Origin of the sequence: Mycobacterium sp. IS-2888, assembly GCF_001954215.1 — a bacterium.
Classification (GTDB): Bacteria; Actinomycetota; Actinomycetes; order Mycobacteriales; family Mycobacteriaceae; genus Mycobacterium.
On record NZ_MBET01000070.1, the window covers coordinates 1 to 26109 of the forward strand.

Annotated in this window: 26 protein-coding genes and 1 pseudogene; 14 read left to right on the forward strand and 13 right to left on the reverse strand. The window is 66.2% G+C overall.

All coding sequences use genetic code 11. The features are described from left to right. Both A5745_RS13375 and A5745_RS13380 read left to right on the forward strand, forming a co-directional pair. Positions 1 to 334, forward strand: a pseudogene (locus A5745_RS13375) (dihydrodipicolinate reductase); the annotation flags it as partial. A 9-nt stretch (positions 335 to 343) separates the two neighbouring features. Next, positions 344 to 1540, forward strand: a complete 1197-nt coding sequence (locus A5745_RS13380) for a MalY/PatB family protein (RefSeq protein ID WP_076116526.1) — start codon at positions 344 to 346, stop codon at positions 1538 to 1540. Between the two features lie 33 nt (positions 1541 to 1573). Here A5745_RS13380 and A5745_RS13385 read toward each other — a convergent pair whose 3' ends face one another. After that, positions 1574 to 2302: a DUF2652 domain-containing protein gene (locus A5745_RS13385; RefSeq protein ID WP_076061020.1), complete on the reverse strand. Its 729-nt coding sequence runs from the start codon at positions 2300 to 2302 to the stop codon at positions 1574 to 1576. 115 nt (positions 2303 to 2417) lie between these two features. Here A5745_RS13385 and A5745_RS13390 point away from each other — a divergent pair, with 115 nt between their 5' ends. Then, positions 2418 to 3323: a haloalkane dehalogenase gene (locus tag A5745_RS13390; protein ID WP_076116528.1), complete on the forward strand. Its 906-nt coding sequence runs from the start codon at positions 2418 to 2420 to the stop codon at positions 3321 to 3323. Positions 3324 to 3375: 52 nt separating this feature from the next. Here the strand turns inward: A5745_RS13390 and A5745_RS13395 are convergent, their stop codons facing one another. Further along, positions 3376 to 4359: an amidohydrolase family protein gene (locus A5745_RS13395; protein WP_076116530.1), complete on the reverse strand. Its 984-nt coding sequence runs from the start codon at positions 4357 to 4359 to the stop codon at positions 3376 to 3378. A gap of 121 nt (positions 4360 to 4480) precedes the next feature. Further along, positions 4481 to 5209 (reverse strand): 3'(2'),5'-bisphosphate nucleotidase CysQ, encoded by a 729-nt coding sequence (locus tag A5745_RS13400; protein WP_076116532.1) that lies wholly within the window; start codon positions 5207 to 5209, stop codon positions 4481 to 4483. Positions 5210 to 5391: 182 nt separating this feature from the next. Here A5745_RS13400 and A5745_RS13405 point away from each other — a divergent pair, with 182 nt between their 5' ends. Then, entirely contained in the window at positions 5392 to 5949 is a 558-nt protein-coding gene (locus tag A5745_RS13405; protein ID WP_076061194.1) for a hypothetical protein, read from the forward strand. 9 nt (positions 5950 to 5958) lie between these two features. On the opposite strand, the gene A5745_RS13410 is transcribed toward A5745_RS13405, so the two are convergent. Beyond that, complete coding sequence (locus tag A5745_RS13410) at positions 5959 to 7134, reverse strand: thiolase family protein (protein ID WP_076061014.1); 1176 nt, start codon at positions 7132 to 7134, stop codon at positions 5959 to 5961. Positions 7135 to 7234: 100 nt separating this feature from the next. Here A5745_RS13410 and A5745_RS13415 point away from each other — a divergent pair, with 100 nt between their 5' ends. Together A5745_RS13415 and A5745_RS13420 are read left to right on the forward strand one after the other, a co-directional pair. Then, complete coding sequence (locus tag A5745_RS13415; protein ID WP_076061012.1) at positions 7235 to 7627, forward strand: hypothetical protein; 393 nt, start codon at positions 7235 to 7237, stop codon at positions 7625 to 7627. Between the two features lie 215 nt (positions 7628 to 7842). Next, positions 7843 to 8703 carry a DMT family transporter gene (locus A5745_RS13420; protein WP_076116534.1) on the forward strand — a complete coding sequence of 287 codons (861 nt, stop codon included), beginning with the start codon at positions 7843 to 7845 and terminating at the stop codon, positions 8701 to 8703. Positions 8704 to 8708: 5 nt separating this feature from the next. Here the strand turns inward: A5745_RS13420 and A5745_RS13425 are convergent, their stop codons facing one another. From A5745_RS13425 to A5745_RS13435, 3 genes are read right to left on the reverse strand one after another with little or no spacing between them, the layout of a single operon-like run. Then, positions 8709 to 10241 carry a class I adenylate-forming enzyme family protein gene (locus A5745_RS13425; RefSeq protein WP_076116536.1) on the reverse strand — a complete coding sequence of 511 codons (1533 nt, stop codon included), beginning with the start codon at positions 10239 to 10241 and terminating at the stop codon, positions 8709 to 8711. Then, positions 10238 to 11080, reverse strand: coding sequence for an acyl-CoA thioesterase domain-containing protein (locus tag A5745_RS13430; RefSeq protein WP_371336937.1), 843 nt, complete (start codon positions 11078 to 11080; stop codon positions 10238 to 10240). Before A5745_RS13430 ends, A5745_RS13425 begins: the two co-directional genes overlap by 4 nt. Positions 11081 to 11136: 56 nt before the next feature. Beyond that, positions 11137 to 11496, reverse strand: coding sequence for a VOC family protein (locus A5745_RS13435; protein WP_076116642.1), 360 nt, complete (start codon positions 11494 to 11496; stop codon positions 11137 to 11139). A gap of 193 nt (positions 11497 to 11689) precedes the next feature. On the opposite strand from A5745_RS13435, the gene A5745_RS13440 reads away from it, so the two are divergent. Beyond that, the gene (locus tag A5745_RS13440; RefSeq protein ID WP_076116538.1) at positions 11690 to 13015 is read left to right on the forward strand and encodes a magnesium transporter MgtE N-terminal domain-containing protein; all 1326 of its coding nucleotides are present in this window, start codon (positions 11690 to 11692) and stop codon (positions 13013 to 13015) included. Beyond that, positions 13012 to 14691, forward strand: a complete 1680-nt coding sequence (locus tag A5745_RS13445; protein WP_076116540.1) for an NRAMP family divalent metal transporter — start codon at positions 13012 to 13014, stop codon at positions 14689 to 14691. Before A5745_RS13440 ends, A5745_RS13445 begins: the two co-directional genes overlap by 4 nt. A gap of 3 nt (positions 14692 to 14694) precedes the next feature. On the opposite strand, the gene A5745_RS25060 is transcribed toward A5745_RS13445, so the two are convergent. Then, entirely contained in the window at positions 14695 to 14865 is a 171-nt protein-coding gene (locus tag A5745_RS25060; RefSeq protein ID WP_254848567.1) for a hypothetical protein, read from the reverse strand. Between A5745_RS25060 and A5745_RS13450 the strand changes: the two genes are divergently transcribed. Beyond that, complete coding sequence (locus A5745_RS13450) at positions 14858 to 15217, forward strand: hypothetical protein (protein ID WP_254848568.1); 360 nt, start codon at positions 14858 to 14860, stop codon at positions 15215 to 15217. The two genes, A5745_RS25060 and A5745_RS13450, sit on opposite strands and share 8 nt — an antisense overlap. A gap of 24 nt (positions 15218 to 15241) precedes the next feature. Here the strand turns inward: A5745_RS13450 and A5745_RS13455 are convergent, their stop codons facing one another. Continuing rightward, a complete protein-coding gene (locus A5745_RS13455; RefSeq protein WP_076061000.1) occupies positions 15242 to 15460 on the reverse strand; it encodes a hypothetical protein in 219 nt (72 codons plus the stop codon). 82 nt (positions 15461 to 15542) lie between these two features. Continuing rightward, positions 15543 to 17477: a molecular chaperone HtpG gene (gene htpG, locus A5745_RS13460; RefSeq protein ID WP_076116645.1), complete on the reverse strand. Its 1935-nt coding sequence runs from the start codon at positions 17475 to 17477 to the stop codon at positions 15543 to 15545. A gap of 270 nt (positions 17478 to 17747) precedes the next feature. Between htpG and A5745_RS13465 the strand changes: the two genes are divergently transcribed. The 3 genes from A5745_RS13465 (at position 17748) to A5745_RS13475 (ending at position 21084) form a co-directional block, all read left to right on the forward strand. After that, positions 17748 to 18338 carry a chitin-binding protein gene (locus tag A5745_RS13465; RefSeq protein WP_076060996.1) on the forward strand — a complete coding sequence of 197 codons (591 nt, stop codon included), beginning with the start codon at positions 17748 to 17750 and terminating at the stop codon, positions 18336 to 18338. Positions 18339 to 18593: 255 nt separating this feature from the next. After that, positions 18594 to 20519 (forward strand): alpha/beta hydrolase, encoded by a 1926-nt coding sequence (locus tag A5745_RS13470; RefSeq protein ID WP_076116544.1) that lies wholly within the window; start codon positions 18594 to 18596, stop codon positions 20517 to 20519. Positions 20520 to 20601: 82 nt separating this feature from the next. Continuing rightward, positions 20602 to 21084, forward strand: coding sequence for a hypothetical protein (locus A5745_RS13475; protein ID WP_076061186.1), 483 nt, complete (start codon positions 20602 to 20604; stop codon positions 21082 to 21084). 6 nt (positions 21085 to 21090) lie between these two features. Here A5745_RS13475 and A5745_RS13480 read toward each other — a convergent pair whose 3' ends face one another. After that, a complete protein-coding gene (locus A5745_RS13480; protein WP_076116546.1) occupies positions 21091 to 22014 on the reverse strand; it encodes a TIGR03619 family F420-dependent LLM class oxidoreductase in 924 nt (307 codons plus the stop codon). Between the two features lie 104 nt (positions 22015 to 22118). Here A5745_RS13480 and A5745_RS13485 point away from each other — a divergent pair, with 104 nt between their 5' ends. Continuing rightward, on the forward strand, positions 22119 to 22805 hold the full coding sequence (locus A5745_RS13485) for a histidine phosphatase family protein (protein WP_254848572.1): 687 nt from the start codon (positions 22119 to 22121) through the stop codon (positions 22803 to 22805). A gap of 10 nt (positions 22806 to 22815) precedes the next feature. On the opposite strand, the gene A5745_RS13490 is transcribed toward A5745_RS13485, so the two are convergent. After that, positions 22816 to 23451, reverse strand: a complete 636-nt coding sequence (locus A5745_RS13490) for a class I SAM-dependent methyltransferase (protein ID WP_076116549.1) — start codon at positions 23449 to 23451, stop codon at positions 22816 to 22818. 542 nt (positions 23452 to 23993) lie between these two features. Between A5745_RS13490 and A5745_RS13500 the strand changes: the two genes are divergently transcribed. Further along, positions 23994 to 24965: a YihY/virulence factor BrkB family protein gene (locus tag A5745_RS13500; RefSeq protein ID WP_076116551.1), complete on the forward strand. Its 972-nt coding sequence runs from the start codon at positions 23994 to 23996 to the stop codon at positions 24963 to 24965. Here A5745_RS13500 and A5745_RS13505 read toward each other — a convergent pair. Further along, a complete protein-coding gene (locus A5745_RS13505; RefSeq protein WP_076116553.1) occupies positions 24962 to 26095 on the reverse strand; it encodes a BTAD domain-containing putative transcriptional regulator in 1134 nt (377 codons plus the stop codon). The genes A5745_RS13500 and A5745_RS13505 overlap by 4 nt on opposite strands. Positions 26096 to 26109 lie beyond the last annotated feature (14 nt).

The following is a 26109-nucleotide window of genomic DNA, read 5'->3' on the forward strand; positions in this document are numbered from 1 at the left end:
GGCGATCGGGGTGGTCGACGGTCACGAGGCCATCGTCATCGAGCACGTGACCCGGCTCGCGCACGATGTCGCCCCCGACTGGCCGACCGGGATCGGCGATCTGTCCTACCGCGTCATGATCACCGGCGACCCCGACATCGACTGCAGCATGGCGGCGACACTCAGGGATCCGCACAAGGCCGGCGTCGGCGGAATGACCTCGGGGGCGGGCGCGATGGTCGCCACCGCAATGCGAGTCGTTAACGCGGTGCCGTATGTCGTTGCCGCCGAACCCGGCCTGCTGAGTTCCGTGGACTTGCCGCTGACGATTCCAAAGCACGCGTTCGCCACTTAGTCTGCCCGAGTGACGGTTAACCCGCTCGAGGAACTCACGCTGGAGCAGCTGCGCCTCCGGACCAGCATGAAGTGGCGCGCGCACCCGGCCGACGTGCTGCCGCTGTGGGTCGCGGAGATGGACGTCCAGCTCGCGCCGACTATCGCCGACGCCCTCCGCGCAGCCATCGACATTGGCGATACCGGCTATCCCGCCGGCCACGCGTTCGCCGAGGCAGTCGGCGAATTCGCTTCGCGGCGTTGGCAATGGCACGACCTGGAGGTCCGCCGCACCGCGACCGTTCCGGACGTCATGCTCGGCATCGTCGAGACGCTGCGTCTGGTCACCGACCGCGGCGACGCGGTCGTCGTCAACTCACCGGTGTACGCGCCGTTCTATGCTTTCGTCTCGCACGACGGCCGCCGCGTGATCGAATCGCCCCTGGACGCCGACGGCCGAATTGATTTGGACGCCTTGGAAGAAGCGTTCACCTGTGCGTGCGCTTCGGGCGGGAAGGCCGCTTACCTGCTGTGCAATCCGCACAACCCGACGGGCGCGGTGCACACGTTCGACGAACTGCGCCGGGTTGCCGAACTCGCCCGGAGTTTCGGAGTCCGGGTGGTGTCGGACGAGATTCACGCACCGGTCATCCTCCCCGGCGCACGCTTTGTCCCGTATCTGACCGTTCCCGGTGCCGAGAACGCGTTCGCCCTGACGTCGGCGTCGAAGGCGTGGAACCTATCCGGGCTGAAGGCGGCCCTGGCCATTGCCGGTCCGGAGTCGGCCGCGGACCTGCGCCGCATGCCGGAGGAGGTCGGGCATGGGCCCAGCCACCTCGGCATCATCGCGCACGCCGAAGCGTTCAGGACCGGCGGCGCGTGGCTCGACGCGCTGTTGCCGGGCCTGGACGCGAACCGGGCATTGCTGGGCGATCTGGTCGCCGAACACCTGCCCGGAGTGAAATGTCTACGGCCGCAAGGCACTTACCTCGCGTGGCTCGATTGCCGAGCGCTCGGGTTCGACGAAGAAAAAACCGAGGGACTCGCGGTGGTAGCCGATCTATCCGGGCCCGCCCGCTGGTTCCTCGATCACGCCCGCGTCGCGCTCAGTTCCGGCCACGTGTTCGGTACCGGCGGAGCCGGACATGTGCGGCTGAACTTCGCTACCTCGCAAGCGATTCTCACCGAGGCGGTATCGCGAATGGGCCGCGCGCTTGCGCAGCGATGAGCGCCGAAGTTCTTCTGAAACAGCGATTTTCAGTTAGGCGGGGATTTCCTCGACGCCCCGGCCCAGGTTTCGGAAGCCCTCAGCGGGCTTCTTGAGGCGCAGTAGGAACGGCAGCGTACTCAATTCGAACTTCGTCGTCTTTCCCAGCCGGCCGAAGAAGCCGCGCTCCGGCACGGTCGGCACCACCTCGGACGTGGCGAGGTCGATGTAGTGCGTCGAGGTGTTTCCGATCCCGGCGAAGTCGTGGATCAGCGGCTTGCACAGGCCGCGGGTCGATTCGTCGAGGCACTCGGCCACCGGGTCGGTCATCAGCACGTATTCAGCTACGGGTACCGAGTTTTTCAGCATTCGGTGGACGAGGATGACATCGACGCCGGCGAGCTCGGTGTGGCGTTTGACCCGCTGCTCGGCCACCTCACCCTGGTGGACGACGAATTTGAGCGACAGCTTGTCCAGCTGTACGCAGCTTGCACACTCGCAGGCGATGTCGGCTTTAAAGCGCTCCCGCTTCGCGAGGAACGACCTGCGCATCCGTGACAGCCGGTCACACACCAGCACTTTGGCATTGCCGTCGGGCTCCCAGAAGAACGCGGCGTCGCCCTCCAGTTTCGCCAGCTTTAGCCCTTTACCAGCATCGATAACCGCCTCCAGCAACCCGGCCACCGTCTGCTGCGCGTGCGCCAGGTGCGTCCGGTTCCAATTCATGTAGTCGGTGTATCCGCTGATGTCGGCGATCAGCAGAACCGCGTGCCGGATGGCCATGAGTTTTGGAGTGTAGTGGCCCCCACTGACAACCCTCAAAGAAATCTCGTACTGGACGAAGGGGCGTTCGGAGAGAGAGGCTTGCAGAGGTGCCCGCTCACCGGAGGAGCTGAATGTGGATGTGCTGCGAACCCCGGACTCCCGATTCGAAAACCTGGAGGGCTATCCGTTCGTAGCGAACTATCTCAACGTGGCGGCAAGCGACACTCAGCCGCTGCGAATGCACTTTCTCGACGAGGGTCCGGCGGATGGGCCACCGATCGTGCTGCTGCACGGGGAGCCCACCTGGAGCTACCTGTACCGGACGATGATTCCGCCCCTGGCCGATGCCGGAAACCGGGTGCTCGCGCCCGACCTGATCGGCTTCGGCCGGTCCGACAAGCCCAGCAGGATCGAGGATTACACCTATCTGCGCCATGTGGAGTGGGTGACGTCATGGATCGAGCGCCTCAACCTGAAGGACGTCACGCTGTTCGTCCAGGACTGGGGATCGCTCATCGGTTTACGCATCGCCGCCGAGCAGAGTGATCGCATATCGCGGCTGGTAATCGCCAACGGTTTTCTCCCTACGGCCCAGCAACGTACCCCGCCCGCTTTCTACGCGTGGCGGGCCTTCGCGCGCTACTCCCCCGTGCTGCCCGCCGGCCGCCTGGTGTCCGTCGGGACCGTCCGCAGGGTTCCGACCAAGGTGCGGGCCGGCTACGACGCGCCCTTCCCCGACAAGAGCTATCAGGCCGGGGCCCGCGCGTTCCCGCAGTTGGTGCCGACCTCTCCCGACGATCCCGCGATTCCGGCCAATCGCGCCGCGTGGAAAGCCCTGGGCCAATGGGACAAACCGTGCCTGACCATCTTTGGGTATCGCGACCCGATCCTCGGTGCCGCTGATCGTCCCCTGATCAAGCACATCCCGGGCGCGGCCGGCCAGCCGCATGCCCGCATCAACGCCAGCCATTTCATTCAGGAAGACAGCGGCCCCGAGCTGGCCGACCGCATCGTCGCCTGGCAGCAGGCGGTGCGCTAAAAGCGTTTGCCGGTATTGATCAGCCACACCAAGCCGCGCGTGGCCGCTTCATTTACGAAGTGACGGCCTGGTCGAGCGCTGCGCCGGGATCCGGTGGTGGCGTCGCCCCAAGGCGCGGGAACAGCGCCAGCGCGCTGGTGCGGTCGATCGCAGCGTGGGCCGTCGAGTCGAGCTCGGGGTAGGCCTCGAGGCCGGCCGCGAACAGCTTTGCGACCTCGAGGGGAGCGAAGGGCGAGTCGGAGCCGAAGGTGATGTGTCCGGGTTTCGCGAAGGCGAGCAGGCTCGGCAGGGCCGCGGCGCTCGAGGACAACGCGGTGTCGAAGTAAAAGCTTGCGAAGTCATCCAGAATGTCGGCCGGGCTCCGGCCGGTGTCGCCCACGATGGCCATCGCCAATCGATACGAGGCGTACGGCACGAATCCGCCCGCGTGGCTGAGGATGAACCGGATGTTGGGGTACCTGCGGCGAATCTCGTTGCGGACAAGCAGATATGCCGCCCGAGTGGTGTCGAGCAGGAAGTCCGCCGCGAACGGTACGACTCCGTCCACGGTCGGGCCGGGAAGCTCGGCGGGGTGGATGAACACCACCGCCGAACGCGCATCGAGGGCCGCGAACAGGTCGTCTTGACCGTCCTGGCCGACATAGTCGCCCGCCGCGTTGGCCAACAGGATCACGCCGTCGGCGTGCAGTTCGTCGATTGATCGGACCACCTCGGCGACGGACTGGTCGATGTGTGGCATCGGAACGGTAGCGAAAAAGCCGAACCGCTCCGGTTGCGCGGCAACCACCGTGGCCAGGTAGTCGTTGAGGTCTCGGGCCAGTGCGGCCGCGTCGGCCGAGTTCGGTAGGAAGGTAGTACCGGGCGCGGACACCGACAGGATCGCCGTACTGATACCGACTTCAGACATGACCTCCAGCGACCCCTCCGGACTCCACTCCGGTAGGGCGCGGCCACCGGCCTCGTCAATTCCGGTCTTGCGCAGCAGGTTTCGGTAGTCGGTGGGGACGGCGTGGTGGTGGGTGTCGATGCGCAACATTCTTGCTCCGCTCCCCGAGCTTGTCGGGTCATCGAGTGACACTCCTGAGTATGGACCAAACGTCAATACTTCTGAAATGCGGCATTTTTGGTCGTGGGTGTCAGGCGCCCCCGCGCAGCCCTCAGCCGGTGACAGCGAGTACGGCCGCGGCGAGCTCGGGACGGCACACCAACAGGTCCGGCAGCTTCGGGTCCGGCTGGTTGTACGCCAGCGCCGAGCCGTCGATGCGTGAGGTGTGCAAACCCGCGGCCCGGGCGACCGCCACCGGGGCGGCCGAATCCCATTCGAACTGACCGCCGGCGTGGACGTAGACGTCGGACAGACCTTGCACGATCGAGGCCACCTTGGCTCCGGCCGATCCCATTTCGACCAGGACGCCGTCCAGGGCGTCGCGAACGGCCAAGGCGATCGCGGGCGGCCGGGTGCGTGATACCACGATGCGCGGCTTGTCCGGTGCGGCGGGAGGCGCGGCAACGTCGGGTGTGGCCAACGTGATGCCCTGCGCCGGCAGCGCCACCGCACCGGCGACAAGCTCGCCAGCCTCCCAGAGCGCGACGTGCACCGCCCAGTCGTCGCGCCCGAGTTCGGAGAATTCCCGGGTGCCGTCGAGCGGATCGACAATCCACACCCGCTGCGAACGCAGCCGCACCGGATCGTCGGCGCCCTCCTCGGACAGCACCGCATCGTCGGGGCGTTCGTTCGCGAGCGCTTCCATGAGAAAGTCGTGGGATCGCTTGTCCCCCGCGGCTTTCCGCTCGCTGGCATCGGACTCGGCGAATTCGTCGCGCACTCCGAGCAGCAGCCGGCCCGCCTCGGTGGCCAGCCGCGCGGCCAGCTCGTGGTCATTCATCGGTCACTCCGGAGATCATCGCCATCCTCAATATGTTGGTCGGATTGACCAAACTTACCGCGCCGCGATTCATGCGGCGCCCGCCACCCCGGGGGTGGCATTTCTGCCATAACCTGGTGAACGTGAGCGGCAACGTCTCTTCATCGAGCCGGCCGCGGCGGATTCCGCGGGGGCGCAAGACCGTGATCGGTGTCGTCCTCGCGGTGCTGCTGATCGGTGGGCTCGGCTTCGTCGGGATCAAGCTGGCCCAGCACCAGAATGGCGCCGCGCCGCCGACCACCACCCAGCCGGCACCTCCTAGCAGCTTCGCCATTCCGGCCTGCTACAACCCAGCGGTTCAACCCGCTGAGCGTCCAAAGAAGCTGAATGTCCTGGGCTGCGCGAGCGTAGCCGTTGCGCTGCAAGACATGTCGTGGAGCTCCTGGGGACCCCAGGGCGCCGACGGGACCGGCACCGCCGTTTTCAAAATGTGCGACCCGAATTGCGCGGCCGGCTATCAACTCACCGATCCGGTCGTCGTGCATGCGTGGAATCCGCAGCCGCCGCGTCCGGATGCCATCTGTCAGGTCGGGCTCAGGATTTTCGCCGACCTGATCCTGGCGTTCCCCAAGGATGTCCCGCCGCCCACCGCGCAGAAAATGACCACCCAGTACAACGGAATGCCGGCGGTGCACTACGTGAACTACGCCGTCGGCAACGGTCGCGACACCCAATTCATCGGCTACACGTTCTGCAACTAGCCGCGACCGCTAGACCTCGATGACGACCGCCCCGCCCTGGCCACCGCCGGCGCACATGGCGGCGACGCCGATGCCACCGCCGCGGCGGGCCAGCTCGTAGGTCAACGTGGTGACCATGCGCGCACCCGATGCCGCGATGGGGTGGCCAAGGCTGCAGCCGCTGCCGGAGAAATTGACCCTCTCGTCGTCGATGCCGTACTCGCGGCACGCCGCGATCGGCACCGAGGCGAACGCCTCATTGATCTCCCACAGGGCCACATCACCGACCGACAGGCCGGCGCGTTGTAGCACCTTCCCGATCACCTTGACCGCACCCAGACCGCAGTCCCGGGGCGGCACGCCCACTGCGGCCCACGCTTTGACCGTGCCCATCACGTTGAGCTTTTCGGCTTCCGCGTAGTCGCGGTCGACGAGGGCGACCGCCGCGGCGGCGTCGTTGGTGCCGCTGCTGTTGCCCGCCGTGATGGAGAATCCCTCGATCTCGGGGTGCAGCACCTTGAGCGCGGCGAGTTTCTCGACGGTGGTGTCGCGGCGCGGATGCTCGTCGACCGAAAAGTCCGTCACCGAACCGTCCAGCTGGGTGATCTTCAGCGGGATGATCTCGTCGACGAACTTGCCCGCGTCCATGGCCGCGATGGCGCGCTGATGCGACCGGGCGGCCCAGGCGTCCATCTCCTCGCGGGTGATGCCGACCGTCTGCGCGGTGTTCCAGCCCACCGTGATCGACATGTCCTTGGTGGGCGCATCGGGCGTCTCGACATGGGTCGGCGGCAGCCAGCGCTCCTCGAACTTCAGCTCGGGACCGGGAATTCGCTGGTTCATCAGCGGCGTCATCGACAGCGACTGCACCCCGCCCGCGATGAGCACGCGCTCCATCCCGGAGCCGATCTGGGCCGCGGCGTTGCCGATGGCGGTGAGGCTTCCCGCGCAGTGCCGGTTCACCGCCTGGCCGGGAATGTCCTCCATCCCGGTCGCGGCCGCCGCGTAACGCGCCAGATCCCCTCCGCCGTAATGCGATTCGGCGAAGATGATGTCGTCGATGGCCGATGGGTCGACGCCGGAGCGACGCACCACCTCGGGGAGCACCGTGGTGACCAGAACCTCGGGCGGTGTGTTGACGAGCGTTCCCTTGAAGGAGCGCCCGATCGCGGTCCTGACTGCTCCGACGATGACGGGTGTGGCCATTGTTTACCTCGAACTGTTGGGTGGGCGGTGCGCCAAGTTTACACTAAACGCCTTAAGCGTAACGCCACGGCCGGGTCACACCTAGCGCTACGCTCGCGCAATGACCGCAACCCCCCTCATAAAACCCGACAACGCCCAGGCGGCCGCGTACCGCGTCGCGGCGATGCTGATGGGCATCGGCACCCTCCACTTCCTGGCACCCAAACCGTTCGACGGGATCGTTCCCGCCGAGCTGCCTGGAGACGCGCGGCTGTACACCTACGTGTCGGGAGCCGCCGAGGTATCGATCGGCGCGCTGCTGTTGCCGCGCCGCACCCGGCGATCCGCGGCGCTGGCGGCCGCCCTGCTGTTCGTCGCGGTGTTCCCGGCCAACGTCAACATGGTCCGCTTGTGGTGGGGCAAGCCCTGGCCGATGCGAGTCGCCGCCCTGGCCCGGCTGCCGCTGCAGATTCCGATGATCACCACGGTGCTGAAAATCCGGCGCGACAGCTAGCGTGTCACATGCGCCACATGCGCCACATGCGTCGCTGGCCGCGGCGGTGTCCGTCGTGCCCGCCTCCGAGCGACAACCGGTAGTTGGCGGCGTCCCGCCTGGTCGCCCGACTTGTCGCTAAGAGGCGGGCAAACTGTCCGCCGCCTGACGCGGAAACTGGTGTGGCAGTTGAGATCATTGCGGCGTAAACACACCCGAACGCACGGGAGGCTTTAGTGACGAAGGCGGACATCGCGGCCCTGCTCGCGGTCGCGGCGGCGTTGACGATGGCCATCGGAGACGTGATCGAGCAGCGATCCGCCCAGCAAGTCACAGACAAGCCCGTCGGCACGTGGACCCTGTTTCGCGAGCTGCTCCGCGATCGTCGGTGGTGGGCCGGCAGCCTCGTGGCCGGAGCCGGGTTCGGTCTGCAAGCCGCGGCACTCGCGCTGGGTTCGGTGGTACTCGTGCAGGCGTTACTGGTCACCTCGTTGCTGTTCGCGTTGGTCATCAGCACGAAGACAAGCCACCGCAAAGTCACACGCCCGCAAGCGATCTGGGCCGTGCTCCTCGCGGTGGCGGTGACGGTGGTGGTTGTCGTCGGCGATCCACAGGCCGGGAACCCGCGAGGGTCATTCAGGATGTGGAGCGTCGTGGCCCTCGTCATGGGACCGGCGCTGATCCTGTGCGTGATCGGTGCGCGGATTTTCTCCGGGTGGACCAGCGCCCTGTTGCTGGGCCTGATGTCAGGTTCGCTGTGGGGCCTGTTTTCGGTGTTGACCAAGGGCGTCGTCGACCAGCTTGGCCACGGGATCATGCCCTTGCTGCGCATGCCCGAGCTCTACGTTTGGGCCGTGCTGGCGATCGCCGCGACGGCGTGGGAACAGTCGGCCTTTCGGGCCGGCCCGCTGACGGCGTCGCTGCCCGCCGTGACCGTCGCCGAGCCGATCGTCGGATCGGTTCTCGGCGTCACGGTGCTCGGCGAAACGATGAGCACCAACAATGTCGGCCTGGTAGCACTGGGCGTGTCGGTCGCGGTCATGATCGCCGCGACGGTGGCGCTGGCCCATGGACAGGCCGCGGCATCGACCGGCTAGCGCGTTCAGCCGAAGGTCTCGCGGAGTTCTTTCTTGATCACTTTCCCGAATTGGTTTCGCGGCAGCGCATCGACGACCACGAGACGTTCGGGATGCTTGTAACGGCTGAGCCCGTGCGAATGGCAGTGCTGAACAAGGGATTCCAGCGACACACTGTCGGCTGAAGTTGGTACCACCACCGCGCAGACACGCTCACCGGCGCTGCGGTCGGCCACCCCGATGACGGCGACGTCGGCGACCGCCGGATGGGTGACAAGCACGTTTTCGATCTCGGCCGCGGAAACATTCTCCGCGTTGCGGATGATCGCATCTTTGAGACGGCCGGTGACGCGAACATTGCCGTCGGCATCGATCAACCCGAGATCGCCGGTGCGCAACCAGCCTTCCCCGTCGAATGCGTCGGCGTCGAGCGCCGCGTCCGCATAGCCCAGGAAGCATTGCGGGCCCTTGAGCCGCAACTCGCCTTCACGCCCGGCGGGAAGTTCGACTTCTCGGCCGTCGACCACGCGGACGCTGACCCCCGCTACCGGCGCGCCCACGGTGTGGTCGAGGACCTCCGGCGGGGCGGTCAAAGACGGTGAGGTGGCGCAGGGAAACTCGGTGAGCCCCCAGGCATTGGCGATCCCGGCCACTCCGAAGATTTCCCGAACCTGACGCCCGAGTTCGGGTGTGATGGGTGCGCCCCCGGCCAGGCAGCCCCGCAGCGCGGGGAACAGGGGCCGATCGCCGTGGGCGCGTTGGGCCTCGAGGAACGCCACGAAGAACGGCGTCGCCGTGCCGAGGAACGTAGGGTTATGCGCCGCAATGGAAAACGGCGTCGTCGCCGGGTCGAATGCCTCGAACAATGCCAGCCGCATACCGGTCAACAGCGCGGCGGCCAGCATCGCCGCGCCGCCGATGTGCGCGATCGGGAACGCGATCGGATCGACATCGCGGCTCGTCGCGCCGACCATGCCCACCACGCCCGTCGAGCCGGCGATCACCGACGCGTCGGTGTGACGGATCCCCTTGGGGGTCGCGGTGGTCCCCGACGAGTAATAGATCCAGCGGGTATCGCCGGTGGATCCCGTTGGCGCCGTGAGGGTATCGACGCTGCCGCGGGGCAGCCGCAGCTGGCCGACGGCGGGCGGAGTCTCCAGGTCGACGGTGATGACCTCGAAGCCCTTGTCCGCCGACAAAGCCCGGGCAAGCCCACCGTGGTCGAATCCGCGCCAGAAGTCGGGCGCCACAAAGAATTCCGTTGCCAGCTGCCCGGTGATGAAGTCGACTTCGCGTTCCCGCAGTATCGGAATTATCGGGTTTTGCACCGCGCCAAGTCGGGCGAGCGCCGCCATGACCACCATGGTTTCGAGCGTGGAGGGCAGCTGCCAGGACACCACCGTTCCCGCGCCGATCCCCCGTTCGGCGAACGCGGCGGCCGTCGCGCACGCGGCATCACAAAACTCACGCGCGGTAAGGCTTCGGCCGTGCTCATCGGCGAGCAGACGGCGGTTCGGGTCGCGCTGTGCCGCGCCGGCGATCAACTCCCAGAACGTCATCTAGGTACGTCGGTCGGTGGCCGAAATCCCGAGTGGGCGAGCGAGACGGACACGGCGCTGCCGACGGGACCCTGGTGGTCGACGAGGACGGCCGACCCGGTGGCGACCCCCTCGTTGCTGTAGTGGGTGAGCGCGGCCAGCCCGATATGGGGCCCTTCCGGCAGCCGGCTCAGGGTCAGGGTGTAGTCGACGTTGATGAACTGCAGAGCCTGAGTGCCCCAGTTGGCGATTGCAGCGGTGACGTCGGCGGCCATCGCCGCTCGGGTAAACGCCGTGAACGGCTCGCCGTCGATCAACGGGCGTGTTTCCTGCAACCACGTGTATTTCTGCCCGGACGCATTGACCCAGTCAGGATCGGGATTCTGGACGCCCGCGCCCCAGCCGTACGTCCGCATGAACAGCGACGGGTGGGTTCCGTCCTCTTCGATCGGTAGCCGCGGCATCTGCACCGGCTGTGACCACACGTCCCCGTCGGGTTGCGGGCCGCGCCGTAGAAACAGCGCACTGCCGCGCGCGACCGGGGCGTCGTGCTGGATCAGGACCGCCTCGACGAGCCGCAGCCGCCGTCGCTCGTGTCGCACCCGCGTGCGCACCTCGATCGGTTCCAGCGCGGTTGGTGCCGGAAGGTCGACGGTGAGCCGCGCAGGTTGCAGTTCGGGGTCGTCGACGGCCTGTTCGACGGCCCAGCCCAAGAGGCCGCCGGCGACGTGGCCGCTGAGCGACGGTCCCCACCCTCCGCGGGCGATTTGGGTTGGCACGTAATGGCTTCCGTCACGCACGAAGTACGGTGTCGCCGCCGACGCGCCGATGTCGTCGGGCACGATCCTCGTCTCGGTCACCGCATGCCTGCCTTCTCCTGTAAAGCCACGAACCGTGAATATTACAGTATTGCCTTCTAGTCGCGCGGTGAGCCGACACGATGTGCGGTGCCGTCGGGATCGACGTAGACGAATTCCCGTAAGCCGTAGGGTGTGTCGTGCGGCGCGATCAAGCGGCCTTCGAGGTGCTCCAGCGCCTTCCATTCCGCGTACACCGCGTCGGCGTCACTGACGTAGAGGTACACACTCGCGGCCGTGCGGAGGGGATCGCGCTCGGCCCACTCGGTGAGGTGGATCGAGACCGATCCGCGATCGGCAAAACCGTACCGCTCGGGTCCTTCGTAGGCGCGGGCATCGAATCCGAGTCCGCGGTAACGATCGAGTGCGAGGTCAAGGTTTCGGACCGGGACGATCGGTGATACCGACGTGAAATCAATCGCGGGCACACCACAGTGTGTCAGCGGTGTCGGACGTCGCCCAAATGGCCTCACGCCGTTTACCTGTTGGCCGTGGAAAGCCGCCACGACCAGGGCGTACACTCTGGCGGCCGAGCCGGTCAAGCGACGATACTTGCGCCATCACAGTGCGGGCCTGCTGGCGGGGGCCATCGCACAGCGTCGAGGAGGACAAGTGAGCACATCAGAGACGACGGCCGGGGGGCTGCCGGTCATCCATCTGTCGCAACTGCTGCGCGCACCGGTGCTGGCCCGCTCCGGCGAGACGGTGGGCCGGGTCGAGGACGTGATCGTGCGGCTGCGCGGCGCCGAGGAGTATCCGTTGCTGACCGGGATCGTCGCCGGGGTCGGTGGCCGGCGAGTGTTCATCGGAAGCAAATCCATTGATGAGTACGCCACGGATCGAGTTATCTTGGCCAAGAACAAGATTGACCTCCGCGGCTTTGAGCGCCGCGACGGTGAGGTGCTGCTGCGCGCCGACGTACTGGGGCACAGGTTGATCGATGTCGCCGCCGTGGAACTGGTGCGCGCCTACGACGTCGAGCTGGAAGACACCGGCGCCGGGTGGGTGCTCGCGCGGCTGGACACGCGCCGACCGCCGTTGTTGTTCGGGCTGATCAAGCGCTCCGGTGGCCACGCGGCGCGCGATTGGAAGGCATTCGAACCGCTGATCGGGCACGCGCGTTCCGATGCCGTCCGCCGTATGTCGGGCCGGTTCGGCGGATTCAAACCCGCCGAGATCGCCGATCTGCTCGAAGACGCCGACAAGGCCGAGGGCGGCGAGATCCTCGATCGGGTCCGCAGCGACCCGGAACTGGAAGCCGATGTCTTCGAAGAGCTCGATCCCGACAAGGCGAGCCAACTACTCGATCGAATGCCCGACGGCGAGGTCGCGGCGCTGCTGGGCCGGATGCGCGCCGACGATGCGGCCGACGCGATCGCAGACCTGCGGCAATCTCGGCGCCGGCGCGTCCTGGACCTGATGCCGGCCCCGCAGCGCACCAAGGTGATCACCCTGATGGGGTTCAACCCCGACAGCGCCGGCGGACTGATGAACGTCGACTTCGTCTCCTGCGCCGCCACCGCAACCGCCGGCACCGCGCTCGCACTGATCGCCGACGCCCGCGCTATCCAGCCCGAGGCGCTCATCAAAATGCACATAGTCGACGAGGACAAACGCCTCGCCGGTGTGGTGTCGGTGATCGCACTGCTGCAGGCCGACGCCGCCGAAAGCGTTGGGGCGCTGATGGATTCCGATCCGATCCGGGTCGGATCCGAAGCCGACCTGACGGACATCGCGCTGCTGATGGCCGACTTCAACCTCTACTCCATCCCGGTGGTCGACGAGCAGGACCGCATGCTCGGGGTGGTCACCGTGGACGACGTGCTCGAGGCGACCATCCCCGAGGACTGGCGACGCCGCGAGCCCGCGCCCCGACCGGTCCGCGATATCACCAGTGATGAGGACAACGCGTCGGCGCCGAGTGGGGAAGCTACGTGAGCTCCGGCGACGACAACACCACCGTCGCGGGAGCGTCGGGTCCCGGCGTTGAACCGCCCGAGGTGCGGCGTACCGCGGTGCTCGACAGCAAACACCTGGGTGATATCGAGGGCGCGTTCGGGCGCATCAGCGTCGGCGAGACCGACCATCCCCGCACCCTGAAGACCAGACTGCTCACCCTGCTGGCGATCGTCGGTCCGGGGATCATCGTGATGGTCGGCGACAACGACGCCGGCGGGGTGGCCACGTACGCCCAAGCCGGCCAGAACTACGGCTACTCCCTGCTGTGGGTGCTGTTGCTGCTCATCCCGGTGCTGGTCGTCAACCAGGAGATGGTGGTCCGACTCGGCGCGGTCACCGGCGTCGGGCACGCCCGGTTGATCAACGAACGTTTCGGTCGCGGGTGGGGCTGGTTCTCCGTCGGCGACCTATTCCTGCTCAACTTCTTGACGATCGTCACCGAGTTCATCGGAATCACGCTGGCCGCCAACTACATCGGCGTCTCGAAATACGTTGTGGTCCCGATCTCGGCGGTGGCACTGGTCGCGATCATGGCGAGCGGCAGCTTCCGGCGTTGGGAGCGGGCGATGTTCGTCTTCATCGCCGTCACCCTGCTGCAGATCCCGATGCTGCTGATGTCGCATCCGCAGTGGGCACATGCGGCGAAGTCGCTTGTGGTGCCAAGCATTTCGGGGGGTGTCAGCTCGGACGCAGTGCTGCTGATCATCGCCATCGTCGGCACCACCGTGGCGCCGTGGCAGCTGTTCTTCCAGCAGTCCAACGTCGTCGACAAACGCATCACTCCCCGATTCATGGGCTATGAGCGCGCGGACACCGTGTTGGGGGCCTTCGTCGTGATCGTCGGCGCCGCGGCACTGCTCATGACCGGCGACTGGGCGGCACGCTCCACCAACACCGTGGGCCGTTTCACAGATGCCGGCGACATTGCACACCTGCTCGGCCAGCACAGCGCGACGCTCGGCTCGTTCTTTGCGATCGTGCTGATGGACGCGTCGATCATCGGCGCCGCAGCGGTCACCCTGGCAACCAGCTACGCCTTCGGCGACGTGTTCGGCCTGAAGCATTCGCTGCACCGCGGTTTCGCCGACGCCAAACAGTTCTACCTGTCCTACACCGCGATGGTGGTGCTGGCCGCGGCCATCGTGCTGATCCCCGGCGCCCCGCTCGGGCTGATCACCACCGCGGTGCAAGCCCTCGCCGGACTGCTGTTGCCCAGCGCCAGCGTGTTTCTGCTGCTGTTGTGCAACGACCGGGAAGTGTTGGGGCCGTGGGTGAATCGGCCCTGGCTCAACTGGGTCGCCGGATTGATCGTCGGCACCCTGTTGCTGCTGTCGGGGATACTGATGGCCACTACCCTTTTCCCCGGCATCGACGTCATCGCCGTCGCCGGCTACCTGGCCCTGACGTTGGTCGTGCTCGCCGCCGCGGCCGCACCGGCGCTGCGCTGGATGGCTCGCCGGCAACCCGCGCCACCGGCCCCGAAGCTCCCGGCGCGCGGGGTCGACCGCACCCATTGGCGGATGCCACCGCTGACACTGTTGGAGCCGGTCACCTGGTCGCCGGGCACCCGGCTCGGCATGATCGCCTTGCGCGCCTACCTGATCGTGGGAGCGCTGCTGCTGGTGGTCAAGGCAATTCAGGTCAGCCGCGGATAGTGTTTACTGGCTAATCATCAACAACTTCCGATTGACAGCGATGAGCCTGATGGCCTGTGCCGGCGTGGCCGCGTGTGGGTCGCACCAGCCGTCGCCGCCGGCCGCGTCCGGCCCGAGCACGACGAAACCCGCCAGCACGTCGGTTTCGCCCAGCACGCCTGGCAGCGTGGCCATGTCGCCGGGCGCACCCGGCACTACGCCGCAGTGCGTCGGATTATCGATCTGCCCCCCGGCGCCGCCGGACGCCGAGGGCAACCCGGCGTGTTACTACTCCGACGGGTGGCGCGCCAACGGCTCTGGCGCGGGCATCGAGGTCTGGTACTTTCACGAGCCACAGAACTTGTCCAAGCCCGACAAAGTGACGGCGGTCGTCCGCAAAAATGACGGCACCAACGAGTCCCAAAACGCCGACATCGAGGCCGGTCAGCAGGTGCACCGCTTCGAATTTCCGGCAATCGACACGTCTTCGGTGCAAGAGGTACTGCTCAACACGAGTAACGGCCGCTGCTTCGTCATCGGGCCATGAAGCACTCCCGACGAAGTCAAACCTCTATCGGCGCGAGCGCGGCGGTCGGCTGCCCGGGGCGGTAAACCCCCCGGTGTCATCGAAGAAGGCCCACTCCCCCTCATCGTCGACCTCCATGCGCCAACCAAGCTCGGAGGTGTGTGCAACGGAATTCGTAAACCAGGCGTGCGCGGCCTCGGCACTGTCGAAATCCCTGGTCGCGATGATTTCGCCGTGCGGGCCGACAACTCGAAACCTGGCCATACGGTGTGGTTATCCCTTCTTATCGGCATTCAATCGCAAGTAATGTCCGCCGACAAGTGCCAGGAAGGAAATCTCGACCGAGCTAGACCGTGCGCGTCAGCCGGCCCGCGAGCAGCTCGGCGAACCTCGCCGGATCCTCGAGGGCGCCGCCTTCGGCGAGAAGCGCTGTGCCATAAAGCAGTTCGGCGGTTTCGACGACCTCGGCACGAGCGGCATCGTCGTCCGCCTGCTGCTGCGCCTGCCGCAGCCCGATGATCAGCGGGTGGCTCGGATTCAGTTCGAGAATCCGCTTCCCCACCGGAACCGCTTGCCCGGAGGCGCGGTACATCCGCGCGAGGGCCGGCGTGATGCCAAAAGCGTCGGTGATCAGGCAGGCCGGCGACTCGGTCAGCCGGGTTGACAGCCGAACTTCTTTGACGTGCTCACTCAGGGTTTCCTTCAGCCAGGCCAGCAGATCGGCGAACTCTTTCTCCTGCTCCTCGCGCTCGGCCTCGCTTTGCTCCTCCTCGGCGTCCAGGTCCACCTCACCTTTGGCCACCGACTGCAGCGGTTTCCCGTCGAACTCGGTCACCGTCCCCACCCAGATCTCGTCGACCGGATCGGTGAGCAGCAACACCTCGTAGCCCTTGGCCTTGAACGCCTCGAGGTGCGGCGACTTGAGGATCTGCTGACGTGACTCACCGGTCGCGTAGAAGATCTGCTCCTGCCCTTCCTTCATGCGCTCGACGTACTCGGCCAGGGTGGTAGCTTCCTCCTCGCTGTGCGTCGACGCGAACGAGGAGATGCGCAGCAGCGTGTCCTGATTGTCGAAGTCCGACAGCAGGCCCTCTTTGAGGACCCTGCCGAACTGAGTCCAGAACGTGCGGTAGTCCTCCGGGCGCTCGGACTGCAGATCCTTGATCGTGGAGAGGACCTTCTTGGTCAGGCGGCGACGGATCGCGTTGATTTGCCGGTCCTGCTGCAATATTTCGCGAGAAACGTTGAGCGACATGTCCTGTGCGTCGACGACGCCCTTGACGAACCGCAAATACTCGGGCATGAGCTGGTCGCAGTCGCCCATGATGAACACGCGCTTGACGTAAAGCTGTATCCCGACTTTGGCGTCGCGGTTGAAGAGGTCGAACGGGGCGTGGGTCGGAATGAACAGCAGGGCCTGGTACTCGAAGGTGCCCTCGGCCCTCATCGCGATGACCTCGAGCGGGTCGTCCCAGGCGTGCGCGATGTGCTTGTAGAACTCCTTGTACTCCTCCTCGGACACTTCGTCTTTGGGCCTGGCCCACAGCGCCTTCATCGAGTTGAGGGTCTCGGTTTCGAGGGTGACGACCTCCTCGCCACCCTCCTCGCTGGGCGGGGTCCGCCGCTCGACCTCCATCCGGATCGGCCAGGCAATGAAGTCGGAGTACTTCTTGACCAGGCTCCTGATCATCCACTCCGCGGTGTAGTCGTGTAGCTCGTCCTCTTTGTCTTCGGGCTTGAGGTGCAGCGTGACCGACGTTCCCTGCGGGGCATCCTCGACGGATTCGATGGTGTACGTGCCCTCACCGCTCGACGCCCAACGGGTGGCCTCGCTCTCACCGGCCTTGCGCGTCAGCAGCTCGACCTTGTCGGCCACCATGAACGACGAGTAGAAGCCGATACCGAACTGCCCGATCAATTCCTCGGACGCGGCCGCGTTCTTGGCTTCACGCAGCTGCTGGCGCAGCTCGGCGGTACCGGACTTGGCCAGAGTCCCGATCAGGTCAACGACCTCGGCGCGTGTCATCCCGATGCCGTTGTCGCGAACAGTCAACGTGCGTGCGCCCTTGTCGACCTCGATGTCGATGTGCAGATCGGAGGTGTCGACGTCGAGGTCTTTGTTGCGGAACGCTTCGAGGCGCAGCTTGTCGAGTGCGTCAGAAGCGTTCGAGATCAACTCCCGCAGAAACGAGTCCTTGTTGGAGTAGACCGAGTGGACCATCAAGTCGAGCAGTTGTCGGGCCTCAGCCTGAAACTCCAACTGCTCTACACCGGCGTTCATGCGATTCGACATAAACCAAAATCTACCGAGATCTGAATCTGTGAAGGGTGGGGGGCCTCACACATTCGCTCATGAAACCAGACCGGCCGCCGCGCCGGCATAAGCGCGGACAACCAGGCGAAACACCGTCCCGCGAGCCCCGAAAATCAGCCGGCGCCGGCCCCGCCGCGCAAAGAGTCTGCACGTCCCGAACACAGCGCACGCATAGCCGGGCTTCCTAGCGTCGGTGGGCGTAGGGGGAATCAAGCAACTAGAGACGGGTGACCGACCATGAAATTCAAGCAACTGATCGCGGGGGGAACCATCGCCGGCGCTCTCGGTGCAGCGGTGTTTGGGGTGGGCGCCGGCACGGCGTACGCGGCTCCGGTTTCGCCACCGCTGGCTCCTGGCGCTCCCCATGATCCGCCCGGACCCGGCGGACCCGGCGGACCTGGCGGGCCCGGCAATCCCGGTGGGCCCGGGAACCCAGGCGGCCCCGGTGGACCCGGGAATTACCACCAGAACGGTCCCGGCGGACCCGGCGACCACGGCCCGGGCGGACCTGGCGGTCCGGGCGGGCCCGGCGGTCCCGGGGACTACCACCCGAACGGTCCCGGCGGGCCCGGTGGCCCCGGCGGCCCCGGACCGTGGCGAGGCGATCCGCACCGTGGCTATTTCCACGCAGCCCCCTGGGGTGACGGACCCGCACCCTGGGGATGGGGTGAGCCGCCGCGGCCCGCGTGGGACCGGCCGCTTCCACCGCCCGGCGGGCAGTGGGGCTACGGCCCGATCAACTACTGGGGCTACCAGGAAACTCCGGTCTGGGATCCCGGCTTCAACCAGTGGGGGTTCTGGTTCTTCGGGGTCTGGATCCCGCTGTAAAAAGCCACCTCACACGGCGCCCGCCTTGCCACTCGGCGAGGCGGGCGTCGGCGTCGGCGTAACTGCCCAAGGTGAATTGACGACCGCACGGGCGGTAGTAGCGTGGTCTCGAGTTCGAGAAGGGGAAGCGGTGGTCGTCGGCAGCCAGATGCTGTACTCGGGAGCCAACGAGTCGCTGGGCCGCGAGGCGCACTGTGCTGCCACGGATTTCGCCGGCATGGATGAGCGCAGCGTCGCGAAACCGCGGGCGGTGCGATGCAGCTGCGCTACATAAGCGTCGCCGCACTCGTCGCCGAAGCCGGCGGCGATCCCTGGGCGATCAACCACAGCCTGCAAGCCGGCCGCCCGGCCCAGATCTCCGACCTGGCAGAGGCGTTTCACGCCGCCGGCCGCTCCACCGCCGAATCCAGCGCCGCCTTCGACGAAGCCCGCCGCCGCTTCGAGGCGTCCTGGAATCGGGACAACGGCGAGAATCCGATCAACGACTCCGCCGAAGTGCAGCGCGTGTCCAAAGCGCTGGGCGCCCAGTCCGTAGAGCTGCCGAAGATCGGTGTCGAGCTGGAAAACATCGCCGCCGCCCTGGCCGAAGCGCAGCGAACCGGCGCGGTGCAGATTTCAAACCTGGAGGGCCAACTACAACAGCTCGACAACGAAATCGGCCACGCGGTCCAAGCGGAGAAAGACATCCACCTCAGCGCGGCCGACAAGTCCGCGCTCGACACGCTGATCACTCACCTCGAACAAGAAGCCATCGACGACACCAAATCAACGCTGGGCCAACTCGTCTCGCTGCGCGACGGTTACTCGGCCTGTCTGCAGAAATCACTGGCCACCGTGCGCGCCGACGGATACGAGCCGCCGGTCATCCAGGGATTGGGTGTAGCGCCTCAGATTCCGCCACCCAATACCAAGCCCGAGGATGTGAAGAAGTGGTGGGATTCGCTGAGCCAGCAACAACGGGATCAGCTGATTGCTGAGCACCCGCCGGAGCTGGGAAACCTCAACGGAATCAACGCCATCGCCCGCGACGCCGTCAACCAAGCGGTGATGAATGACGACATCAACCTCGTCGAGAACATCGCCAAGCAGCGGGGGGTATCCGTCGCGGACGTCCTCGCCAACCCGGGACTATATGGCCTATCGGGTACCGAGGTCACGCGCTATGGCAACGCCGTAAAGACGCGCGACGGCCTGAACTACGACAGGGGCCCGGAAGGCCCCAACCAACGACCCGTCATGCTCTGGGCCTACGACCCGTTGGCATTCAACGGCTGGGGCAGGGCGGCGATCGCGATCGGCAATCCCGACTACGCGCGCAACACCGCGGTCATCGTCCCGGGCACCGGCAGCAGCGTGCAGCAAGGCTGGATGTCGGGGCACCAAGACGCGACCAACCTCTACGACCAGTCCCTGGCCGCCGACCCCGAACACCACTACACGTCCGTGATCGCGTGGATGGGTTATGAAGCGCCGCACGGCTTCTCCGATGTCCGGGTCAGCGAACCCGGACTGGCGCGGGCCGGCGGTGATCTGCTCGCCGCCGACGTCAACGGCCTGTGGGTAACCCACAACAGCCTCACGCCGGAGCACATCACGGTCATCGGGCACTCCTACGGCTCAACCACCGTCGCCGACGCGTTTGCGCACAGCAACATGCACGCCAACGACGCCGTGCTGATCGGTTGTCCGGGAACAGATCTGGCGCACAGCGCCGCAGACTTCCACCTCGATGGCGGGCACGTCTACGTCGGCTCGGCCTCCACCGACCCTGTCAGCTGGATCGGCCAGGGCAGCGGCCTGCCCGAAGAATGGCTCAAAGGCAAGCTCAGGGACTACGGACTCCCCGTTCCCTACGACGCCGGCCTGGGCCGCGATCCGGCCGGCGACGGGTTCGGGTCGATCCGCTTCCACGCCGAAGTGGCGGGCTCCACGGACATGGACCGGCACGACCATTCGCACTACTACGACATGGGCAGCGAGGCGCTGCGCAGCATGACTGACATCGCCAGCGGCCAGTCCAACCACTTGGCGACCGACGGACTACTCGCGGACGGCCGGCGACAACCACATATCGGGCCGTTCCGAATACCCGGTATACCTGCATATATCGATCCCGAGCACGATCGCCCACGCGATACGATCAACGACAACCATGCCTACCCCACGTACGCCCCTCGCTGATAGCCACCAAATGCCATGGCGTTCCGTGATCTTCACTGCGCTAGTCCTCGTCCTGTCGATCGCCACGGGAGGGTGTTCGCTGATGTTTCCTGACCGGCACGACATTGACCATCCGGCCAACCCGCTGTCCGATGACCAATCCCAAGCCCAGGTTGTCGACGCCGCCAAGCAAATCGCACAGCAGGTGAGCCTGCCAGATGTGTACGGGGGCTTCGCGTTTCAATCGTGCAACGACCAGGGGGACCCACCCTACCGCGGGGTCGTCGAGATGAGCTTCAAACTGCCGACGGACGACCGCAAGGGGTATCCCGCCGAGGTCGACCCGGACACGTTCTTCAATCAAATCGCCGCGACGATGGTCGCACACGGGTGGACCGACGGACCCCCGCCCGGATTGCGCCCGAACGGACGGGTGATCAACAGGAACGGCGTCATGGCGGTCATGTCCGCGGGGCCGAACCCCGGCTGGAACCGCATCCAGCTGTACGGCGAATGCCGGAACATGACCGATCACCACAGCGATGGCAAGACCAACTGGGTGAAGATCACCGACCAATTGCGTTGACGATGCTCAATCCGCAACGTGCGGTTGGATTTCCTCGATCACCCACTGCGCGTAGTCCAGGTAAGCCTCCGGCCTGTTCAACCGCGGCGGAGGGACCGAGCTGAACGTCACGCCGAGTTCGGCGAAGCGGCAGAGCTGGTCGATGATCTCTTGCTTGCCCATCCCAGGCCGATAATTGGGATCGTCCGTCGCGACGTGGCCCTCGCCGACTCGGCCCATGCCCAGCGGATACATGACGTCGAACGGCCTGTCGTCATACGTCGGCTGCGACTTGATGAAATCGATCTTGGCCGGAACATCTTCGACCTTCGACAGAAACGGCCACCACCCCGATGCGACCCGCGCCGCCCGTTTCAGCGCCGCGTCGGCGTCACCGGCGATCCAGATCGGCAGATGCGGGCGCTGCACCGGCTTCGGCGCGAAGGCGATTCCGTCGAAAGAAACATACTTGCCGGAAAAACTCGGCGCCTCGTTTGTCCACAGTTCGACCATCGCCTGAAGGTATTCGTCGGCGATGCGGCCCCGCTCACGGAACGGCACCCCCAGCGCATCGAATTCCTCTGCGTCCCAACCCACCCCGAACGTCGCGGTGATGCGCCCGCCGCTCATCCAGTCCGCGGTCGCCAGCGCCTTCGCCAGCACCACCGGATGATGCAACGGCAGGATCGTCACGCTCGAATTGACCCGGATCCGCTGTGTCGCCCCCGCGATGAACGCCTGCGCAACCGTCGAATGCAGATAAAACGGGCCGGACAGCTCCAGGTGCGAATGCGGGACGACGAAATGCTCAGGCACCGAGACCATGTCGTAGCCCAGCTCGTCTGCCCGCTTGAGCATCGCCGCTTGCTGCGGTCCCGTCACGGCGAACTCCCAGTCGGCCGTCATCGCGGGCAACTCCAGCGTGTGCGGCAGGGCGAATGCCAACTTCATCCCGCCATGATGTCGGGTCAACAATGAGCTGCACCCGTCGGGTGCCCGGTAAAGCGCCGCGGGCTTTAGACTGCTCGCGTGAATCCGGTGAAATCGTGCTAACCCTGCGGCGTTTCGTTGCCGTGGTCGCCGTCTCGGTACTGGCCGCGGGCTGCGGATCGGCGCATGCGGCCGGCCCGCGCACCATTACGTTGACGCTAGTGCGCCATGCCCAGTCGGCGGCCAACGCGTCCGGCTTGATCGACACTTCAATCCCCGGCCCGGACATAACCCCCAAGGGGTGGTGTCAGGCGACGCTGGCGGCCACCCAATTGGCCCCCAATCACTACGACGGCATCTACGCCTCGCCCCTGATCCGCACGCAGGAGACGGCCACACCGACGGCGCAGGCGCTGGGCGAAGCCATCACCGTGCTGCCCGGGCTGCGGGAGATTGAGGCGGGCCAGTACGAGGGCACCCCCGAGGCCGACATCCCGCAGACCTACTTCGCCGCACCCCGGCAATGGCTGCAGGGTGACCGGAGCGCGCGGATCCCGGGCTCGGTGGACGGCAACGAGTTCGACGCGCGGTTCGACGCTGCCGTCCAACAGATTTACGACAGCGGCGAGCAGAACCCCGTCGCCTTCTCGCACAGCGCGGCGATCATGTTCTGGATGCTGATGAATGTCCGCAACGTCCCGTCGCAGCTGACCGCCAAGCCACTCCCGAACGTCGGGCGCGTGGTGATCGCCGGAAATCCCTCCGGCGGCTGGACATTGACCGACTGGGATGCCGATCCCCCGCAGTGCTGAGTCCCTACGCCTAGCTCTTGGTTCCGACGGTGATCAGATCCGACACGATCTGCGTCCACAGCGGTCTCGGGATTCGGTGCTGATCGGCGACCGTGAACCCCGCGTTTTCGAACAACGACCGCATCTCGGTCGGCGACGCGTTGTGCTGGGGTTTCCACCTGTTGGCCGCCGAAGCCTGTAGTCGCGGTTGCCGTGTGCTCAGGGCGCTGACGGCCACCAGGCCGCCGGGGGCCAGCACGCGGTGGAATTCCCGCAGCGCCGCCGGCTGGTCGAAGAAGTGAAACGCCGACGTCGTCACGACGGCGTCGAGGGCCCCGTCGCCGAAGGGCAGCTGTTCGGCCGGCCCGCGCAGCCATTTCACCCGGTCGGACCTGGCGCGGGCTTTCTCCAGCATGCCGTCGGACATGTCTATGCCGTAGATCTCGTCGGGCTGCAGTTCGCGCTGGATCCGATCGCTGAGAATGCCTGTGCCGCAAGCGATGTCGGCGATCCGTCGGGCTCCGTGCTCGCGTAGCTGCGCGATCACCTCGTCGTGCGGCGGCCGGTACACCCACTGCTGCAAGATCGGCAGGTCGTAGGCCGGGGCCAGGAAACTCCATAGCCGCGTGACCGCGCTGTTGAGTCCCCGGCGTTGCGGTGCCGTCATGCGCTCATTCTGCCCCGGCGCCAGCGGCGGGGTGAACTGCGATCAAGTTCGCCTAGCGGCCCGGGCGGCCTGGCCCACCGGGTCCCCCAGGCCCGCCAGGACCACCAGGCCCGCCCGGGCCGCCAGGTCCCCCCGGCCCCCCAGGTCCGCCGGGTCCATTGGCGGCAGGGAGCACGAACACGCATTGATTCAAGTCAACGCTCCACGCCCAACCCGGGGCGCAGGGTTCGTCTGCCCGGCTCACCGCCGGGGAGACGAGTGCGGGCAGCGGCAGGCCCGCCAACACAAGAGCGAACGCGCCAATTGCGCAACGCCGCTGGAAACGACTCATTCGCCCATTTTGCGCCTAGTCGACACGCTCGCGTTCCGGATTGGCCATATTGGCGCAGCTCCGACGCCCCGAACGTAACGCTGCAGTCACGTTCGGGGCCCAGCGTGACTGCAGCGTCACGCTCGACCGCAGCGATTGACGGTGGGCAAACGCGGGTATTACCTGGCCAACCCATCGATTGGGCGTCGGCTTGGGGACGAAGTGAGTGGGGATGGTCGGCTGGCTGGACAGGCTACAACGACGGAATCGCGCCGTCGGTGTCGTCATTGCGGTCATCTACAAGTACCTCGACGACCAAGGCGGTTACCTCGCCGCGCTGATCACCTACTACGGGTTCGTGTCGTTGTTCCCGCTGCTGCTTCTCCTGACCACCGGCCTCGGGCTGGTGCTCGCCGGTCACCCAGCCCTGCAACACCAGGTACTGCAGAGCACGTTGAGCCAATTCCCGGTCATCGGTAGCCAGCTGCACGAGCCGCACGGACTCAGCGGCGGGAGCGTTGCGTTGATCGTCGGCATCGGCGGCGCGCTCTACGGCGGCCTGGGCGTCGGTCAGGCGGTGCAGAATGCGATGGACTCTGTGTGGGCCGTCCCGAGGAACCAGCGTCCCGATCCGCTCCGATCACGTCTGCGGAGCTTGCTGCTGCTGTTGGTGCTCGGCTCGGCGGCCATCACGGCCACCGCCTTATCGGCGATCGGCCAGGCTACCGGGTCGCTGGGCGTCTTCGGAAGGATCGGCGTCGCCCTGGCCGCCGTGGCGATCAACGCGATGATCTGCCTGGTGGCTTTCCGCGTGACCACCGCGCGCGCACTCACCTACCGGCAGGTCCTGCCGGGAGCGATTGTGGCGGCCTTCATCTGGCAGATCCTGCAGTGGTTCGGAGCCGGCTATGTAGGGCACACGGTGAAATCGGCCAGCGCCACCAACAGCGTCTTCGCGTTGGTCCTCGGTCTGCTCGCCTTCCTATTCCTCGTGTCCTCGACGCTGGTGCTGTGTGCGGAGATCAATGTCGTTCTGGTGGAAAAGCTTTACCCCCGGGCGTTGCTCACTCCGTTCACCGACGACGCCGACCTCACCCCGGCGGATCGCAAGACCTACGCCAAACGGGCCAAAGCCGAACGCGTGAAAGGCTTTCAGCGTGTCAGCGTCAGGTTCGGCGACGGCCGCCCCAAGGCCACGCGCTAGCGTCGGTCCGTCTCAAACGTGAATTCGTGGCCACAGATGGAAATGCGGTCACCATCGGCCAGCGTCGCACTGGTGCGAATCCGCTGGCCGGCGACATCCACGCCGTTGGCTGACTGCAAATCGGTGATGACAAAGCTGTTTCCGGTGTCGACGATCACCGCGTGGTAGCGACTAACGGTGTCATCGTCAACGACGATGTCGTTGTCGGAAAGTCGGCCGATCCGAGTGGCCGCTCCCCGCAACGGATAACGACGTCCCGCGGCGTCGTGCAGATGCGCGGCGGAGGATTCGCGGGCCGAATCGGTACGCCACTGCAGGGTGCTAGCGGCGCGCTTGGCGGTTACCTGGGCCGCGTGTTTGACGTCCAGCGGCTCTTGGCGAAGGACCCGCTGATGCAGGCTCTGCAAGGTGGGCCCAGGGTCGATGCCCAAATCGTCGGCGAGCGCAGTCTTCACTCGGTCGTAAGCGTCGAGTGCATCGTATTGGCGCTCCGTCAGGTAGTAGGCGGTCATCAGCTGTGCCCATAGCGGTTCTCGGTAGGGCTGCTCGGCCACCAGCGATTCGAGTTCTCCGATTATGGAGTTGGTTCTGCCACAGGCTATTTCAGCTTCGGCCCGCACGGTCAGCGTCACCAGCTTGTCCTCCGCCAGTGCAGTCGCGAAGGCGTCGACGAATCGAAAGTCGCGCAGATCTTCGAGCACCGGGCCCCGCCACTCCGCCAGCGCATCCGATAGGTGGCCGCTGGCCTGTTCGAATCTGCCCGCGGCCGCGGCCTCGAATCCCGCTTTCCGCGCGATGGAAAAGCGGCCGACATCGCACGCCTCGTCGGACACGCTGAGCCGATATCCCGGCGGGGCACTGGCCAGCGCGGTGGCCGGATCAACACCGGCGCTGCTCACTATTCGGCGGAGCCGAGATATGTGCGCGTGCAGGCTTCCCCGGGCCTCGGGCGGTGGGCTCTCCTCCCATGCCGCGTCGATCAATGAGTCAACCGGTACGGTTCGATTTCGATTGATCAACAGCGTGGCCAAGACCGCCCGCTGCTTCGCGGGGCCCAACGGCACGTCGGTGCCGTTGGCGCTCACCCGCAACGGCCCTAACACCCCGAACCAGAGATCATCCTGGGCCATCGCGGTAGCAGTCC

What these genes read in the sequence shown, in the direction of transcription:
- A5745_RS25060 (WP_254848567.1), bottom strand. Translation starts at nt 14,865, where the DNA reads ATGGCCACGCTGCCAGGCGTGCTGGGCGAAACCGACGTGCTGGCGGGT.
- A5745_RS13500 (WP_076116551.1), top strand. Translation starts at nt 23,994, where the DNA reads ATGGTCGGCTGGCTGGACAGGCTACAACGACGGAATCGCGCCGTCGGT.
- A5745_RS13455 (WP_076061000.1), bottom strand. Translation starts at nt 15,460, where the DNA reads ATGGCCAGGTTTCGAGTTGTCGGCCCGCACGGCGAAATCATCGCGACC.
- A5745_RS13465 (WP_076060996.1), top strand. Translation starts at nt 17,748, where the DNA reads ATGAAATTCAAGCAACTGATCGCGGGGGGAACCATCGCCGGCGCTCTC.
- A5745_RS13490 (WP_076116549.1), bottom strand. Translation starts at nt 23,451, where the DNA reads ATGACGGCACCGCAACGCCGGGGACTCAACAGCGCGGTCACGCGGCTA.
- A5745_RS13480 (WP_076116546.1), bottom strand. Translation starts at nt 22,014, where the DNA reads ATGAAGTTGGCATTCGCCCTGCCGCACACGCTGGAGTTGCCCGCGATG.
- A5745_RS13505 (WP_076116553.1), bottom strand. Translation starts at nt 26,095, where the DNA reads ATGGCCCAGGATGATCTCTGGTTCGGGGTGTTAGGGCCGTTGCGGGTG.
- A5745_RS13400 (WP_076116532.1), bottom strand. Translation starts at nt 5,209, where the DNA reads ATGAATGACCACGAGCTGGCCGCGCGGCTGGCCACCGAGGCGGGCCGG.
- A5745_RS13415 (WP_076061012.1), top strand. Translation starts at nt 7,235, where the DNA reads ATGACCGCAACCCCCCTCATAAAACCCGACAACGCCCAGGCGGCCGCG.
- A5745_RS13475 (WP_076061186.1), top strand. Translation starts at nt 20,602, where the DNA reads ATGTTTCCTGACCGGCACGACATTGACCATCCGGCCAACCCGCTGTCC.
- A5745_RS13385 (WP_076061020.1), bottom strand. Translation starts at nt 2,302, where the DNA reads ATGGCCATCCGGCACGCGGTTCTGCTGATCGCCGACATCAGCGGATAC.
- A5745_RS13425 (WP_076116536.1), bottom strand. Translation starts at nt 10,241, where the DNA reads ATGACGTTCTGGGAGTTGATCGCCGGCGCGGCACAGCGCGACCCGAAC.
- A5745_RS13470 (WP_076116544.1), top strand. Translation starts at nt 18,594, where the DNA reads ATGCAGCTGCGCTACATAAGCGTCGCCGCACTCGTCGCCGAAGCCGGC.
- htpG (WP_076116645.1), bottom strand. Translation starts at nt 17,477, where the DNA reads ATGAACGCCGGTGTAGAGCAGTTGGAGTTTCAGGCTGAGGCCCGACAA.
- A5745_RS13395 (WP_076116530.1), bottom strand. Translation starts at nt 4,359, where the DNA reads ATGTTGCGCATCGACACCCACCACCACGCCGTCCCCACCGACTACCGA.
- A5745_RS13410 (WP_076061014.1), bottom strand. Translation starts at nt 7,134, where the DNA reads ATGGCCACACCCGTCATCGTCGGAGCAGTCAGGACCGCGATCGGGCGC.